Source organism: Lactobacillus gigeriorum DSM 23908 = CRBIP 24.85 (genome assembly GCF_000296855.1).
In the GTDB taxonomy this organism is placed as follows: domain Bacteria; phylum Bacillota; class Bacilli; order Lactobacillales; family Lactobacillaceae; genus Lactobacillus; species Lactobacillus gigeriorum.
This window is the reverse complement of sequence record NZ_CAKC01000048.1, coordinates 22,124-38,051: the sequence shown is the minus strand read 5'-3', so window position 1 is coordinate 38,051 and position 15,928 is coordinate 22,124. Positions and strand designations below refer to the sequence as shown.

At 36.6% G+C, this 15,928-nt stretch carries 20 protein-coding genes and 1 tRNA gene; 20 read left to right on the top strand and 1 reads right to left on the bottom strand.

Annotation, left to right across the window (positions count from 1 at the left end):
• From BN52_RS05115 to BN52_RS05050, 15 genes are all read left to right on the top strand, one after another.
• Nucleotides 1–941: phage tail protein (locus BN52_RS05115; protein ID WP_422119869.1), on the top strand; the 941-nt coding region annotated here is incomplete at its 5' end.
• A gap of 12 nt (nucleotides 942–953) precedes the next feature.
• Nucleotides 954–1,646 carry a hypothetical protein gene (locus tag BN52_RS05110; RefSeq protein WP_198324392.1) on the top strand — a complete coding sequence of 231 codons (693 nt, stop codon included), beginning with the start codon at nucleotides 954–956 and terminating at the stop codon, nucleotides 1,644–1,646.
• Complete coding sequence (locus tag BN52_RS05105; protein ID WP_008473243.1) at nucleotides 1,643–2,710, top strand: XkdQ/YqbQ family protein; 1,068 nt, start codon at nucleotides 1,643–1,645, stop codon at nucleotides 2,708–2,710. Before BN52_RS05110 ends, BN52_RS05105 begins: the two co-directional genes overlap by 4 nt.
• A complete protein-coding gene (locus BN52_RS05100) occupies nucleotides 2,683–3,084 on the top strand; it encodes a DUF2577 domain-containing protein (protein ID WP_040473410.1) in 402 nt (133 codons plus the stop codon). The genes BN52_RS05105 and BN52_RS05100 overlap by 28 nt, the downstream gene beginning before the upstream one ends.
• Nucleotides 3,062–3,523: a DUF2634 domain-containing protein gene (locus BN52_RS05095; protein WP_008473241.1), complete on the top strand. Its 462-nt coding sequence runs from the start codon at nucleotides 3,062–3,064 to the stop codon at nucleotides 3,521–3,523. Before BN52_RS05100 ends, BN52_RS05095 begins: the two co-directional genes overlap by 23 nt.
• Nucleotides 3,513–4,658: a baseplate J/gp47 family protein gene (locus tag BN52_RS05090; RefSeq protein WP_008473240.1), complete on the top strand. Its 1,146-nt coding sequence runs from the start codon at nucleotides 3,513–3,515 to the stop codon at nucleotides 4,656–4,658. Before BN52_RS05095 ends, BN52_RS05090 begins: the two co-directional genes overlap by 11 nt.
• Nucleotides 4,651–5,301, top strand: coding sequence for a putative phage tail protein (locus tag BN52_RS05085; protein ID WP_008473239.1), 651 nt, complete (start codon nucleotides 4,651–4,653; stop codon nucleotides 5,299–5,301). The genes BN52_RS05090 and BN52_RS05085 overlap by 8 nt, the downstream gene beginning before the upstream one ends.
• Nucleotides 5,302–5,308: 7 nt before the next feature.
• Complete coding sequence (locus tag BN52_RS09830) at nucleotides 5,309–6,757, top strand: pyocin knob domain-containing protein (RefSeq protein ID WP_008473238.1); 1,449 nt, start codon at nucleotides 5,309–5,311, stop codon at nucleotides 6,755–6,757.
• An 87-nt stretch (nucleotides 6,758–6,844) separates the two neighbouring features.
• Nucleotides 6,845–7,117, top strand: coding sequence for a hypothetical protein (locus tag BN52_RS05075; RefSeq protein ID WP_008473236.1), 273 nt, complete (start codon nucleotides 6,845–6,847; stop codon nucleotides 7,115–7,117).
• A 64-nt stretch (nucleotides 7,118–7,181) separates the two neighbouring features.
• Nucleotides 7,182–7,415 (top strand): hypothetical protein, encoded by a 234-nt coding sequence (locus tag BN52_RS05070; RefSeq protein ID WP_008473234.1) that lies wholly within the window; start codon nucleotides 7,182–7,184, stop codon nucleotides 7,413–7,415.
• Nucleotides 7,416–7,519: 104 nt separating this feature from the next.
• Nucleotides 7,520–7,885, top strand: coding sequence for a hypothetical protein (locus BN52_RS05065; RefSeq protein ID WP_008473233.1), 366 nt, complete (start codon nucleotides 7,520–7,522; stop codon nucleotides 7,883–7,885).
• Nucleotides 7,885–8,034, top strand: coding sequence for an XkdX family protein (locus BN52_RS09825; RefSeq protein ID WP_008473232.1), 150 nt, complete (start codon nucleotides 7,885–7,887; stop codon nucleotides 8,032–8,034). The genes BN52_RS05065 and BN52_RS09825 overlap by 1 nt, the downstream gene beginning before the upstream one ends.
• Complete coding sequence (locus BN52_RS05060; RefSeq protein ID WP_008473231.1) at nucleotides 8,035–8,370, top strand: hypothetical protein; 336 nt, start codon at nucleotides 8,035–8,037, stop codon at nucleotides 8,368–8,370. It begins immediately after the preceding gene.
• A gap of 2 nt (nucleotides 8,371–8,372) precedes the next feature.
• A complete protein-coding gene (locus BN52_RS05055) occupies nucleotides 8,373–8,753 on the top strand; it encodes a phage holin (protein WP_008473230.1) in 381 nt (126 codons plus the stop codon).
• Nucleotides 8,713–9,852: a GH25 family lysozyme gene (locus BN52_RS05050; RefSeq protein ID WP_082621054.1), complete on the top strand. Its 1,140-nt coding sequence runs from the start codon at nucleotides 8,713–8,715 to the stop codon at nucleotides 9,850–9,852. Before BN52_RS05055 ends, BN52_RS05050 begins: the two co-directional genes overlap by 41 nt.
• A 133-nt stretch (nucleotides 9,853–9,985) precedes the next feature.
• Here BN52_RS05050 and BN52_RS05045 read toward each other — a convergent pair.
• Nucleotides 9,986–10,069, bottom strand: a tRNA-Leu gene (locus BN52_RS05045).
• An 84-nt stretch (nucleotides 10,070–10,153) separates the two neighbouring features.
• Here BN52_RS05045 and BN52_RS05040 point away from each other — a divergent pair.
• The 5 genes from BN52_RS05040 to fba all read left to right on the top strand — a co-directional run bounded on the left by BN52_RS05040 (nucleotide 10,154) and on the right by fba (nucleotide 15,914).
• The gene (locus tag BN52_RS05040; RefSeq protein WP_008473228.1) at nucleotides 10,154–11,443 is read left to right on the top strand and encodes a serine hydrolase; all 1,290 of its coding nucleotides are present in this window, start codon (nucleotides 10,154–10,156) and stop codon (nucleotides 11,441–11,443) included.
• A complete protein-coding gene (locus BN52_RS05035; RefSeq protein ID WP_008473227.1) occupies nucleotides 11,443–12,285 on the top strand; it encodes an NAD(P)H-hydrate dehydratase in 843 nt (280 codons plus the stop codon). Before BN52_RS05040 ends, BN52_RS05035 begins: the two co-directional genes overlap by 1 nt.
• 8 nt (nucleotides 12,286–12,293) lie before the next feature.
• Nucleotides 12,294–12,953, top strand: a complete 660-nt coding sequence (locus BN52_RS05030; RefSeq protein WP_008473225.1) for a L,D-transpeptidase — start codon at nucleotides 12,294–12,296, stop codon at nucleotides 12,951–12,953.
• Nucleotides 12,954–13,209: 256 nt separating this feature from the next.
• Nucleotides 13,210–14,892 (top strand): arginine--tRNA ligase, encoded by a 1,683-nt coding sequence (gene argS / locus BN52_RS05025; RefSeq protein WP_008473224.1) that lies wholly within the window; start codon nucleotides 13,210–13,212, stop codon nucleotides 14,890–14,892.
• A gap of 104 nt (nucleotides 14,893–14,996) precedes the next feature.
• Complete coding sequence (gene fba / locus BN52_RS05020; protein ID WP_008473223.1) at nucleotides 14,997–15,914, top strand: class II fructose-1,6-bisphosphate aldolase; 918 nt, start codon at nucleotides 14,997–14,999, stop codon at nucleotides 15,912–15,914.
• The last annotated feature ends 14 nt before the right edge of the window (nucleotides 15,915–15,928 follow it).

Sequence of the window (15,928 nt, the reverse complement as noted above, 5' to 3'; positions counted from 1 at the left end):
TGGTAGCCGCAGTTGGCTTAATGTTGCTAGCTGCTGCTTCTATGATGTTAGCAGCAGGTTTAGCCGCTGTGGCAGCTGCTGCAATGATGACAGCTGCTGCAATTGTTGCAGTAGGTGCCGCTGTAATGACTATGGTTTCAATGTTCATTATGGCTGGCTCTATGATGGTATCTGCTATTACAAGTGCTATGAGTAGAGTTGTGTCTGCAGTTTCAAGTGGTATTCAAGCCGCTGTTAGTGCTGCTAGAGGTTTTGCTGGTGCCTTAGTTGGTGTAGGTCGTGACCTGATCCAAGGTTTGATTAACGGTATTACCTCAATGATTGGTGCCGCTGTAAATGCAGTAAGCAAAGTGGCAAGCAGTGTAGTAAATGCTGCTAAAGGTCTGCTTCATATTGGTTCTCCATCAAGATTGTTTAGGCAATATGGTAGATGGGTTGATCAAGGTTTAATCATTGGTCTTAACAAGGATGCTAGTGCCGCAACTAATGCTTCTGCAAATATGGCACAAGGTGTAGTTGATGCCGCTAGTGGTATGCATCCTACAATTGGTGCTCCTGAAATGGATCAATTTAATACAGGAGATTTATTAGCTGATAGCTTTGATAGAGCTACAGATAGCGTTTATGATCTCGTAGGCGCAATTACTGGTTTAAACGGTAAAACAGCTAATGTTGGTGTTCTAGGATCAATTACTGGTAATCAAAGCTTTGATGAAAAGAGCATTAGCAGTTCTGATTTAGGAACAGGAACAGATACTATTACACCTGCTTCTGTTTTATCTTCAAATTTATCTACTAATACTAGCAACAATCAATCTGTAAATATTCAATCAGGTGCCATTGTAATTAACAGCTCTGGCAATCCTGAGCAAGATGCAGATGAATTATTAGATAGACTTGAACAAAAGATCATGGAACAAGCTGATAAATCATTAAGTTAGGAAGTGATGAATATGCCTGATAGAAGTGGTCTGGAATTTTACATAAAAGATCAAACTACTGGTGAAAATCTTCAAATTCCGGTGAATCCGAAAGATGTTAAGTTGAAATATGAAACAGATGATCATTCTGAAACCATTGTTAACTTAGGTGAAGTAAACATTCCTGGTAAATTAAAGCTAGTAGGTGTATCAATTAATTCTGTTTTTCCTACGGTTGGTGCTCACTATGTAGCGACTAAAAGTCCACATAAGCAGGCTACCTATGTTAAGAAAATTAAATCAATGCAAAGCAAAAACCACAAAGTTAGATTCGTGGTTACCAAAACAGATATTTCAATGTTGATGACTATTGCTAGTTTTGAATATGGTTTAGAGAATGGTTGGGCTGATGAATATGCCTATACTTTAGAATTAAAACAATATCGTAAATTTAGTTATGAGAAAAAGAAAAATCCTAAAAAGCGTGGACGTTCTAAACCAGCTAAGAAGCGCTCTAAGCCTGCTAAAAAGATTAATGTTGGGTCAACTGTTTCTGTTAATGGTCGATTACATGCTGATAGTTATGGCAAAGGAGCAGGAATGTATGAAAAGAATGCTAAGCGTGAAGTTTTATACATTGTTCCTGGTCGTGAATATCCAGTTTGTGTTGGTATAAACGGTAAAGCTCGTGGTTGGGTGAAAATGAGTGAGGTAAAAAGATCATGACAGATGCTATTAAAATGACTTTAAATCGTAGATCTACTCACTTTACTCACTCAAAAAGCCGTGCAAGTTATGATATCAGTCATCTTGTAGTTGATGATTCAGTCAAATGGACTATTGACACCAATTTTTCAGCATCTCAGTTTGATTTCAAACTAGTATTCGATGAAAAGCCAATTATTCCTTATACAGGAGATATCATTTCATTTTCTTACAAAAAGAAGAAAATCTTTTACGGTTATGTTTTTAAGTATGGTTTTGATAAAAATCATAACATTACTGTTAAATGCTATGGCCCTAGCCGCTACTTAAAGAATGAAGATTCTATTGTATTTAAGGCTGGGACATTAAGTGAACGGTTCAAAGAAGTAAGTAAACGTGCAGGAATTAAAGCAAAAGTTGTGGCTGGGTCAAGTCATAAATGCAAAGCTGAAGTTGATGACGGTAAAACGTATTTTGACATGATTAAGAGTGCAATGAGTGCAACAACTAAAAACACTCATAAGCATTATTTGATCTTTGATAACTACGATACTGTTGAACTAAGAAAGTTCCCTTACAAAAAGCTTGATATCGTTGTAGGTGATAAGTCCGGATTAACTGATTATGATTATTCAGTTGATATTGATAATACTTACAATGTTGTAAAGGTCGTAAAGAAAGATAGTAAAAAGAGTAAGAAAACATCAAAAACTCAAACTAGTGCAGATGATCCTAAAACCACTACGATTGAATCAAAAACTGTAACCATGCCTTCTGCTAAGCAATGGGGTAAGCTTCAAAAAGTAGTAAATGCCAAAAAGAAAGCTAATGATGCTCAAATGGTTCAACAAGCTAAAAATGAGCTTAAGAATCGTAATATGGCTAACAAACAATTAAAAATCACTTGTATTGGTCGAACTGATTTAGTTCCTGGTAACTATGTAACAGTAAGCATCAAAGATTACAAAAAGAAGTTCAAGGATTGTCCAATTCTGAAGGCAGTCCACAACTTTGGTCAAGATTATACATGTGAATTAACAATGAAGGTGGGGCAATCATGGCAGGTAAACGGCTCTATGAGTTAATGACAAAACGTGGTGGTAAACCAAGTGATTATTCAGATGTTGTATATGGAACTGTGATTAGTGCTAAGCCTTTAAAGGTTCAATTATCCAATAATATGGTTTTGACTGATGATTTTATTGTTCTGGGTAAACATATTGGAAAATTCAAACTGCAAGGTAATGCAATTATGAAAGGTTCTGCAGATATGACTTTTCATGGCCACCACGATACAGCTAATATCAGTAAGGCTGATTTAAGTTTTAAGAAAACATCAATGTACATTGAATTTGATAATTCACTTGAAAAAGGTGATAAGGTTACAATGATCCGTTTGGATGGTGGTCAACAGTTCTATTTATTTGAAAGGTTGGGTGAAGACGGTTTTGGATTCTGATGAAGAAATTAATGTTGGGGCATTAATGGAAGATGCATATTTAGATGATGCTGATCTTGATGATGAAGAAGATGATCAAAGCCCTACCTATACTTTTAAAGTTGCTAACGGTCGAATTCGTGGCATGACTGATGAACTTGATGCAATGCAACAAGCTGTAGACAAAATTCTTAAAACAGAAAGATTTGTTTATCAAATTTATGATGAACAGTATGGTAATGATTTGCCTGAATTAATTGGAGAATCTATTAATTATGCATTATCAGAAGCTGAAAGAATGACTGTTGAAGCTTTAGAAGCAGATGATCGAATTACTAGTGTTGAAATTACAAGATGTGAGCAATCAGGCAGTGATTCTATTATCGTAGAAGGTTTTGCTAATACTGTTTATGGTCGGGTTGGGTTTGAAAGTGAGGTGGATATAGTAGATGAATCCTAATGAATTAGCCGATGAATTAGAAGCTCAAAACCATGATTATTGGCTAAATTTAATGCTAGATAATGTGCCGAAGGACATTGATAAACGTGAAGGCTCAATCATTTATGATGCTGTAGCTCCAGCAGCTATGGTGAGTGCTCAACAGTCTTTATCATTAGCAAATATCATACGAGAAACATATATTAAAACCGCTCAAGGCGAGTTTTTGGACTATAGAGCGGTTGAACATGGCACCAGTAGATATGCAGCCACTAACACAGAAGTTAAGGCTAGATTTAATGATGATGATGGTAATCCAGTAAATGTTGAAGTAGGTGATAGATTTGCAAGTATTGCAGAATCACCTATTTTTTATACAGTCATAAAAGCAAATGATGATGGCACTGCAGAAATGCAAGCTGAAGAATCAGGAACAATTGCTAATAGTTATTTGGGCCAAGTTTTGCCGGTTACTCCTAATGATAATTTAGCATGGGCTGAGATCATTGAAATTACTATTCCTGCTAGGGATGAAGAAAATGATGATCATTTAAGAGCACGACTTTTAAATTCCAATAGTTGGGTAGCCTACGGCGGTAACGTAGCGGATTATTTAGACATGACTAGTAAGATTCATGATGTTGGTGCAACTCAGGTTTATCCGACTTGGGACGGGCCAGGTACGGTTAAACTAGTTATTTTGAATAATGATCTGATGCCAGCTAGTTCAACTCTAGTTAAAAAAGTTAAGGAAGAAATTGATCCTGAAGAATCTACCACACAAGGATATGGTTTAGCTCCAATTGATCATAGGGTAACTGTTACAGCCCCTGAGGCTTTTACTGTTGATATAGCAATGAATGTAACCATTGTTGATAGTGTAAATATCGATTCTATCAGGGCGAATATTAAAACATCACTTGAAGAATTCTTTAAATCATTGCGTAGAGATTGGAGCACTGTTAATCCTACAGTTGGCCGAGGTTATTCTTTGATTGTTTACCGCTCAAAGATCCTTTCTAGGGTAATGATGCTGGAAGGTGTAGCAAATGCTACAATGCCACGGCTTAACGGTAAAGATGAAGATCTACAACTTGTGTTTAACAATACCACCTCACAACTTCCGGTTTTAGGTGAGGTGACGGTAAATGGATAAGAATGAACTCCTTAAATATATGCCTGACTATTACAATGGCGTGTATGAAATGGAGGAACTCTTAAAAGCACAATCTAAAGGACTGTATCAGTTTGATGGAGAAATTAATCGAACACTTTTAAATGAATTCATTATTCAAGCCGATGAAAAGGGAATTTCAGTTTTTGAAGATCAAGCAGGAATTAAGCCGGATTTAGGTGCAAGTCTTGAAACCAGACGCAATAATGTGCTTTTAAGATTATTACCACCAAAGCCTTTAACTAAGAGATACCTTAATCATTTACTTGAGATTATGAATTTAAAATCACATGTAGATGTTGATTATGCTAAGCGTTTGGCCATAGTTGAAGCTGAATCTGCAGATATTACACCAGATAAAGTTAACAGTATGAAGTACATGCTGAATATCACTTTACCGGCAAACATGATCTACGATATTAAGATTAATCTTGCTCAAGCTACTGTTCAGAGAGAGCTTTACTTTGAGGTTGTTAATACTGCAGATAGCTATGTAATTGCTCAAGCTAACACTAAGCAAGCTCCATTTGAAAATAAAACTGAAGCTCATTTATATATTGGTTTTGGTACAAATATTCAAACAGATACAGTTGTAGGTTATGAAGATCAAAATTATAAGGAGTGATTAAAAATTGTCACAATATAATAAAACGGTTCTAACTCGTGCTGGCCTTGAACTAGCTAAAAAAGCCAATGCGGGGCAAGCCAAGTTTGGAATCACAAGGGCGGTAACTTCTGCGGATGATTGGAGTGGCAAAACCACTCAAGACCTTGAAGAAGTAACTGCTATTCCTAATATTATGCAACAGGGAACCATCATGGATGCTGAAGAAGTTGAAAGCAACAACTCAGTAATTGGTGTTTCTCTGCGTTTTACTAATAAGGATTTAAGTACTGGCTATCAAATCAGAGTTATTGGACTTTATGTAAAAGAAGAAGGTCAGGATAAAGACTTTCTTTATGCTGTAACCACTGCTGTTACACCAGAATACATGCCTGGATTTGGTGATAAAGTTTTGTACCGCTTTAACATGCAAATGTACCTTGTTATTGGTAAAGCTCAAGCGGTTAACGTTGTAATTGATGAAGGTACTGCTGTAACTCATGGGCAATTTGACAAGTATAAAGGTGAGTTGAATCAAGATCTTGAAAAGATTAAAGATGCTCACAAAGAAGATATGAGCCATGTTGTTAAGAGTGCAAGCATCAATGGCGGTGCTGAGATTATACCAAATGAATCGGGCAAATTAGAATTATTTTTTCCTGATCCTGATTTATCTAAGTATGTAAGTTTAGAGCAGTTAAAAGAACTACTTAAAAATAAAGCTGATACTACTGCTGTTCCTGATAAAACTGATACTGAGAACGGTATTAAAGAAGCCAAGGCAATGGCAAAGGCAGCAGATGATAAGGCTCAAGATGCTTTAAATCGTAAAGCTGATAAAACCGATGTTTATAGTAAATCTAATATTGATGACATACATTCTAAAACTTACTTCCGCAAACAAGGTATGGATCAAAACGGAAATGCTGTTGAAATTCGTGCTAATGCGGTAAAGCAAAGCAATGGTGGTTATGCTATCGATATTTATGATACTGATAAAACAGCGGCTAAATTACAAGAAGTTTTACCACAAGTTGCAAAACTTAATACTGCTAAAGATGGTGTTCAAAAAGAAGCCCCTGATTTTAATACATTGACTGATTCAGGAAATTATTATGTAACCAATACTTCTGATGCTACCAATGCCCCAAGTAGTTCATGGGGTAATTTAGTTGTTTGGCATGGTACTGGCGCAAGAATTGAGCAAGTTTATTTCCCTGATAGTAGGGATGCACCATTCTTCCGCATGAATTCTGGTGGCAATTGGTTAGCTTGGAAGCAGTTAATTACTAAAGATGATGTTGAAAGTCGTTTTGGCGTAACAAATGGTAAAGTTGCTAATCATGAAAATAGGATTACTAAGCTTGAACAAAATGAATTTACAATCCGGCATTATACAAAGGCTCAGGAAGCTGAAGGTATGGCATGGGTTAATGAAGATCCTACTCATAGATTAGTAATGGTTACAGATGGATAGTTAGAAAGGAGTTAAGCATGGCAATTGAAAAGATAATCTTTAATTCAAAAACATGGCTACCACAAGCACCTGGTAAGTGGTATAAGTGTGCGGGTCACAATAACTGGGGGGTATGTTTGGCTATGGTACTTTGATAGCAAGAATAGCATCTGGAAAACTGTTTACAAAGCAAGCGGACCAGATCATGCTGATACATTAAGCAAAGATGTTGCTGTTAGAGTAGATGACAAAAATATTGTCACTTACAAAGATAACTACGGTTCTAGTTATAGACTTGTAAAAATTACAGAATGTCCTAGCAGACCAAATGTAGTTGGAGAGTATTTAAGTCTCGATGACTTAGTTAAAATGGGGGGGTAATTAGCCTCCTAACCCACTTATATCAAACTATTCATGTTCTCACTCTTGAAAGTGGGGTGATTGCATGATTAAGAAGCTGATTTTTAACCGTACTAAGTTTGTTCCGCAGTCTGATCTAGATAATGCTAATGACAAATTTAACAATGTGAACAATAAATTTAATAGTGTTGTTGGTCATTGGAAAATTTATAACGGAAGTGGCTATCAAGGTGTAGCTGCTGAAATAACCATCCACTCAGACGGCACGATTACTGCAATTGATGGATATGATAAAACTGGTAAAGTTGTAAAAATCTAGGGGTAATTAAGTCCCTTCTAAACCACATTCGGGGTATAGTATACCTCCTGAAAAATAGCTCACGGGGCGTACCCGTGGGCTTTTTATATAGAAAGGAGCCTATTATGGCTGAAGAAACTAAAAAATTAAATTTATACTACTTATCTGATAACAATTTTGATTGTGTACCTGTACTAGTACCAATTGAGTTAACTTTTAATACTTATCCTTTTATTATTGATGCTCCAAAGGATATGAATAAGCCCAAGTACGATTGGACTCATAGCCGTTGGATTGATCAAACAAATGCAGATAACCAAAATAAAATTGCTGATTTACAAGATGCAATTAACGAGAAGGATAAGCAAGTTACTGAGTTACAAACTGGAATTTCAGAATTCAAAGAACAGACTCAAGCAATGACGTCAGCAATTAGTAATTTAACCACGCTTGTTACTCAAGCACTTCAATCAACTAAGGGGGCAGAATAATGAGTTCAGTTTGGGAATCGCTATTAACTAACCTCTATTTTTTGAAGGCTTATTCAAAAGAAACCATTGCTACATATGTTCCAAATTTCATTGATGAAGCTGCTTATCAAAGAATCACAGGTGAACCATATGTGAAGGAAGTGAGCTAGTTGCCAGAAATCGATCAAGCAGTGCTTATTTCCATTATTACCGGCGTTTTTAGTGGTGGCGTGTTTACGTTCTTACAATTTTTGATTAAAAGACATGATGACCGTACAAACAATGTTGATGCTAAAAATAAACTAGTTGAAGATGCATTATTGGCAATTCTACACGATAAGATTTATGTAACAGGATCAAGAATTATTGCACAGGGAACAATCTCTGCTGAAGATGCTAGCAACTTAGATAAGCTTTATGAACCGTACAAACAATTAGGTGGTAATGGAACTTGTGAACGGATCATGAAGAAAATTGAAGAATTGCCATTGAAAGTTGAGGATTAACAATGAACCATGAATTAGTTTTAGATATTATTCTTGCCTTGATTTTTCTTGTTGGATTGGTATTTCAAAATGTAGTTAAGAAAAATCAAACTGCTAAAACCTTTGTCGATTTAGTAAATCAGCTTGCACCACAAGCTGTAGTTATGGCTGAGAAATCAGGCTTAACTGAAAATTTAAAAGGATCAGACAAGTTTAAAAAGGCAGTTGATTATGTAAATCAGTCAATTAAATCATTGGGCTTAACTGCTAGCGATCAAACAGCAATTAAGAATGCCGTTGAAAAAGCGTGGGCTGATCTATCAGTTGATGGGACGCTTGAAAGCTATAAGAAAGAAGGTAATGATGAAACTAAAGAAGTTACTGTTAACGGCTTTACTAAGTAGTTTAATTTTCTTGTTTCCACAAAAAGTTGATGCTGCAAGACGTTTAGGAATTGATGTTTCAAGCTACCAAAGATCTGACTACCAATTTTTCCAAAACATGAAGGCTAATGGAACTAAGTTTGTAATTGTAAAACTTGGTGGATCTGGTGGGGGTGAAGGTGAGCATTATCAGAATCCTAAAGCTAGCCAGCAGTTAGCCATGGCTCAAAAAGTCGGCTTAGAAGTTGGATCATATTTCTGGGGAGAATTTGGTGGATCAGTCGCACAAGCTAAGAAAATGGCAAAGTATGCTGTAAGTGATGCTCAAAAATTCGGTTTAAAAAAGGGTTCGGCAATAGCTTTGGATTATGAACTTGGTGCATCTCAGAACAAAGAAGAAAATACTAAGGCAATTCATGAATTTATGAGCTACATCAAAAAGCAAGGATACAAACCCTTACTTTACTCTGGAAGCTATTATTTAAAAACGAATGTCAATCATTCCAAAGTAAACAAGTCTTTTAAAAACTCTCTTTGGATTGCAAGTTATGCAACTATGGCACCTGTTAATGGTCCAAATTATAATTATTTTCCTTCATTAGATGGAATTGCTATTTGGCAATTTTCATCAGCTTGGTACGGTGTAGATGGCAATGTTGAGCTATTAAAAAACAGCCTGAAACTAGGTAAAGTTAAAGATGATGTAAAGGTTACTAAAACTAAGAAATCTAAAGCAACATCTTATACTGTTAAAGCTGGTGATAGTTGGTATTCAATCGCTCAAAAGTTTGGAATGGATCAAAATCAACTAGCTAAGTTAAACGGTGGAACCGTTAATTCAGAACTGCAACCAGGAGATAAGCTTAAACTTACTGGAACAATTAAAAATGATGCTAAGCCTACTAAGGTAAAAACTAAAATTGTTAAAGTTAAATCTTTGGGGAAAGATAGAAAAAACTGGAAAGTAAGATTGATCGATGGTAGCGGTAAGTACTCCAACCATTATGTAAATCAAGGTAGCAGATGGATAACGAGTAAAACTAAAGAGACTAAAAAAGGCAAAGCATATCTGATTGGTAAAAATCTTTATGTTTTAGCTAAGTATGTTAAAATTGAATAATCGTTTTAGATAAACTAAAAACCACTCTGGGATTGTATAATTTCCTGGAGTGGTTTTTTTGTTTTGTCTAACATTTGTCTAACATTCCCTTGAAAAAAGCTTATTATATCAAGGAACTATCAGGCAATAATAATGCCCCGAAAAAGATTCGAACTTTCACTCAGTCACCTGAACAGCGACCTGAACGCTGCGCGTCTGCCAATTCCGCCATCGGGGCTAAAACTCTTTAACTATCATACCAAAATTTTTGGTAAAATTAAATATAAAAATAGTAGGTTAACGATATTAGGGAAGTTGTGAAATGATCAAAAATAAATTTAAAAAGACGGTAATAAGTATTGTCGCATTAGCTAGTTTGTTTGGTGCTGGAATTACTGCTCCAATTGCTTCGGCAAGTTCGATTTCTTCGTATCAGGCAGATAAAATAAATCTAGAAGTTAAATCGGCAATTGCACTTGATAGTGAATCAGGGCAAGTGCTTTATGCCAAAAATGCGGATAAGAGATTACCGATTGCTTCAATGACTAAGTTGATCACGGTTTATTTAACTTTAGAAGCAATAAAGCATAAGCAAATTTCCTGGGACACTAAAGTTGAACCAACTTCAGCAATTGTCAAAGTTGCAAATAATAGCGAGTATTCCAATGTTCCATTAAAAAAGGGACATTTGTACACGATTCGTCAATTGTATCAAGCAACATTGATTGAGTCAGCCAACGGTGCAGCAATGTGTTTAGCACAGGCAGTTAGCGGGTCACAAGTTGCTTTTATCAAGAAAATGCGTACCCAATTACAAAAATGGGGCATTAAAGACGCCAAGATTTACACTGTATGTGGTTTGCCAAACGGTAACGTTGGAAGTGCGGCTTATCTAGGTGCAAATAAAAACGCTGAAAATAAGTTATCAGCTGCCGAAATGTCAATTGTAGGGCAAAAACTACTTGCTGAATATCCAGAAGTTATTAAAACTACCAAAGTGTCACATAGGGCATTTAAAGATAGTGGTCAAACAACGAGCATGACCAACTTCAATTGGATGCTCAAAGGACTTTCACAATATTCAGGTGCTTATCCAGTTGATGGCTTAAAGACAGGGACAACAGATGCAGCTGGAGCATGTTTCATTGGTACTTTAAAATATCGTGGTAGAAGACTAATTACAGTTGTAATGGGAGCTCGTCACCAGGATGGAACGGATCCTTCAAGGTTTGTTGAAACAAAAAAACTATTGAATTACATTTATCAAAACTATTCTCCAGTTGTTTTGCCAGCCAAAACTAAAATAGCTAAAGCTACTAGCATGGGCGTAATCGATGGTAAAGCATTGAAAATTCCTATTGGAGTAAAAACCAGTACAGTTGTTTGGGACCCAAAGGATGGTAAAACTCTTACTACAAAATTACGTTATTCAAAAGTTGAAGCCGGAATTCAAAAAGGTCAGACTGTGAATGAATACCAGTTCAAATCAGGTAATAATAAAATCTTAACGATTAATGATCAACCATTGAAGGTATCAGCTCAAGCTTTGCAAGGGACTAAAAAAGCTAATATCTTTGTAAGAATTTGGCGATGGATTACAGGTACAAAATAATGATTGAACTTGAAGAAGGAATTTTGTCTAAGGTGATAACCACGAGACCTAGTTTGAGTCATAAAGGTGATTATGGCAGAATTCTATTAATTGGTGGTAGTGAAAATTATGGTGGCGCAATTATTATGGCAACTGAGGGTGCGATAAATGCAGGCGCAGGTCTAATTACTGTTGCAACGCACTCTGTTAACCTCTCAGCTTTACATAGTAGAGATCCGGAGGCCATGTTCATTGATTGGCGGGATAAAAATTTAGCAAAATCAATCCAAAAGATGGACGTGATTGTATGTGGTCCAGGCCTTGGAACAAGTGATTTTGCAAAAATTGTTTTAAAAACGTTAGCTGCTAATATTTCTTCTGATCAAGTCGTGGTTTTAGATGCTAATACTTTGGATTTGATCAGTCAAGATCTATCACTATTACCACAAGCCAAGTTGATTTTTACGCCACATCAAATGGAATGGCAACGACTTAGTCAAATCAAAATTCCTTTTCAATCTGATACAGCTAACTTAGTTGCACTAAAAAATTTACCAAATAGTACCGATAAAATCTTGGTTTTGAAATCGAATCACACGCATATTTATGATCAAAGTGGTAAAATTTATGTGAACTCAACTGGCAATCCTGGAATGGCCACTGGTGGAACCGGTGATACTTTAGCGGGAATAATCGGTGGCTTTGTTGCTCAGTTTGGCTATAGCATGGATACAGTTGCTGCTGCGGTGTATCTTCATTCTTTAGCAGCTGATGAAATCTATCGAACAAATTATATTGTTCGACCAACAGCAATTTCACAGAAATTGCCACAACTTATGAAGAAATATTCAAATATAAAGTAGGTAATTGGATGAAAAAAAGAATTGCGCTAATTTTTGTATGTTTAGCTGTGGTTGTAGGCATGGCATGGATTTTTATCCTTAGAAGCAGTGCTGCTCAAAATAGTGCTCCTACAAAGACGGAACAATATGTAAAGAAAAACGAAAAAAAGCCAAAAGCTAAACCGAAGACCCCAGATTATAAACCATATAAAGATCCAACTGATTTACGAAAAGAAGGATCATGGACTAAATCTAGTGAAAAGAAGGCATATCCTAATATTCGCTATGCCAACAATTTGACATTAAGGGTTTCTTTAAAAGGTAATCGGGTTTACCTATTTAAAGGTAAAAAATTAATTTACACTATGATGTCGACAGGTGGTGTTTATAAAAAAGGAAAGTCCGTAACACCAAAAGGCACATTTTATATCCAAAATGGTCGAGGCGATAGCTTTTTCAATCAGGCTCTAGGCGAAGGCGCTAGAAATTGGGTAAGTTGGGATCCAAGTAATGTATATTTATTCCACTCAGTGCCAACAAAGGCTGATGGTAGCATCAACCGTAAGGAGGCGGCTAAGTTAGGTAAAACTCAAGGATCCCATGGTTGTATTCGTTTGAGTTTGCCAGATTCTAAATGGCTATTAAATGAGCTCCCAGCGGGTACGAAAGTTATTATTAAAGATGTGTAATAAATAATATTGGCAGTTTGCTTATTTTCTTGTTATAATCATTGTCAAAGTATACTGATAGTAGTAGAAAGTTAATGTTTTTAAGCGAATCTAGGATAGTGTAAGCTAGGTATGCATGCTTTTGAAGGCGTGATCAGTATTTAACAGAGTTAATTTAAAGTGGATACAATTGTATCAATTAGAGTGGTACCGCGGGTTGTCTCGTCTCTTTCTACGTTGTGGAAAGAGACTTTTTTATTTTGAAAGTAGGTAGAAGATGGATTTTAAAGAAAAAGTTGTTGAATTGATTTTAAGCAAGGTTGATCTTCCTAAAGAACAAGTAATGGGTCTAATTGAAAGACCCAAAAATCCAAAATTGGGAGATTATGCTTTTCCTTGCTTTGTATTAGCAAAGTCATTGCATAAGAATCCTGTCGAAATTGCTGCAGAAGTAAGTGAGGGGTTAGCTAGTCCTGAATTTGCAAAAATTACCGCAGTAGGTCCATATGTAAACTTTGCAATTGACCATCAACAATTGATTACTGATACCCTTAAAACTGTATTGGAGAAGCAACAAACATATGGTGAACAGCAGTTAGGTCAAGGTAACGTACCAATTGACATGTCCAGTCCTAATATTGCTAAGCCAATGTCAATGGGCCACTTAAGATCAACAGTAATTGGTAATTCAATTGCAAAAATCATGAAAAAAGTAGGCTACAATCCAATTAAGATTAATTATCTTGGTGATTATGGTACTCAATTTGGAAAACTAATTGCGGCTTACAAACGCTGGGGTAGTGAAGAGGACGTAAAGAAGGATCCAATTATGAATCTTTTCCACTACTACGTTCGCTTCCATGAAGAAGCAGAAAAGGATCCAGCTTTAGACGATGAAGGCCGTGAATGGTTCAAGAAGCTGGAAGATGGAGATCCAGAAGCAGTTAAATTGTGGCAATGGTTTAGAGAAGTTTCTTTAGCCGATTTTAACCGAATTTATAAAGAATTAGGCGTAACTTTTGATTCATATAATGGTGAGGCTTTCTTCAACGATAAGATGCAACCGGTAATCGATGAGTTGAAAGAAAAAGGATTGCTTCATGAGTCAAGAGGTGCTCAAGTAGTTGATATGGGTGAAGGTGAAAATCCAGCAATTATCGTTAAATCAGACGGTACTTCTATTTACTTGACTAGAGATTTGGCAGCTGCTGAATGGCGTATGAAGGAATATGGTTTCGTTAAAATGCTCTACGTTGTTGGTGGTGAACAAGCTCAACACTTCGTTGAATTAAAGACAGTGTTGAAGAAAATGGGCTATGACTGGGCTGATGAAATTCACCACATTCCGTTTGGTTTGATTACCCAAGGTGGGAAGAAGCTTTCAACTAGAAAAGGTAATGTTGTCTTCCTAGATCAAGTTTTAAAAGATGCAGTTTCTCTTGCTAAAGAACAAATTCAAGCCAAAAACCCCAACCTTGAAGATCAAGATCAAGTAGCTCATGATGTTGGTGTGGGTGCTGTTATTTTCCACGATTTGAAGAATGACCGGCTTGATAACTTCGACTTTGACTTAGAAGAAGTAGTTCGTTTTGAAGGTGATACTGGTCCTTATGTTCAATATACTAATGCACGTGCTCAGAGTATCTTGAGAAAAGCCAAGGCAATGGGCAAAGAAGTTGGTACTGCTAGGAGCCTTGATGATGATTGGGCATTTGCTGTAGCTAAAGATTTGGCAGATTTTCCTGATACGATTAAGAAGGCAAGTGAAAAATTTGAACCTTCAATTATTGCAAAATATGCATTGAATTTAGCTAAGAAATTCAATAAATACTATGCAAATGTGAAAATTTTAACGGATGATGATCAAATTTCTGAACGTTTAGCACTTGTCGAAGCAACTTCAATAGTTTTAACTAATGCATTAGGATTGTTAGGTGTAAACGCTCCTAAGGAAATGTAGAAAAATATTTCAAAAATAATAGCGTTTACATTGATTAATAAGATTGTTCAAAACTTCATAAAAGGGTACAATGGTCCTGTAAGATATTTAGGAGGTATTTTTTAATGGCTTATTTTGACAATGGTAATCAAATCTTTAAAGATGCTCGTAAGAACCACTATGCTGTAGGTGCCTACAACACTAACAACTTGGAATGGACTCGCGCTATCTTGCGTGCTGCTCAAGAAACCAGAACTCCAGTTTTGATCCAAGTTTCTACTGGTGCTGCTAAGTACATGGGTGGCTACAAGTTGGTTAAGGACTTAGTTGCCGACACTATGGACTCAATGAACATCTCAGTTCCTGTAGTCTTGAACCTAGACCACGGTGACTACGAATCAGCTATCGAATGTATCAAGCTTGGCTACTCAAGCGTTATGTTCGACGGCCACAAGCTTGAAACTGCTGAAAACCTTGCTAAGACTAAGGAAATCATCAAGCTTGCTCACTCACGTGGTATCTCAGTAGAAGCTGAAATCGGTAAGATCGGCGAAAACCAAGGCGCAGAAGGCGGAGAATTGGCATCAGTAGAAGACGCTAAGACTTTCGTAGCTGCCGGCGTTGACAAGCTTGCTTGTGGTATTGGTAACATCCACGGCGTATACCCAGCAGACTGGAAGGGACTTAACTTCGACCGTTTGAAGGAAATCGCAGAAGCTGTTCCAGAAACTCCACTTGTATTGCACGGTGGTTCAGGTATTCCTCGTGAACAAGTTGAAAAGGCAATCTCACTTGGTATTGCTAAGATCAACATCAACACTGAATTTCAATTGGCATTCCAAAAGGCAACTCGCGACTACATCGTAGCTGGCAAGGATGAAGACAAGAACGCTAAGGGTTACGACCCACGTAAGTTGTTGTTGCCAGGTACTGAAGCTATTACTGATGCTATGAAGGAAATGATCTCATGGATGGGAACTCCATCAATCGATGACGATACTCACGATGCATCATTTGACCGTAGCTCATTAAACGAAGAATAATTTCATTATTTTCG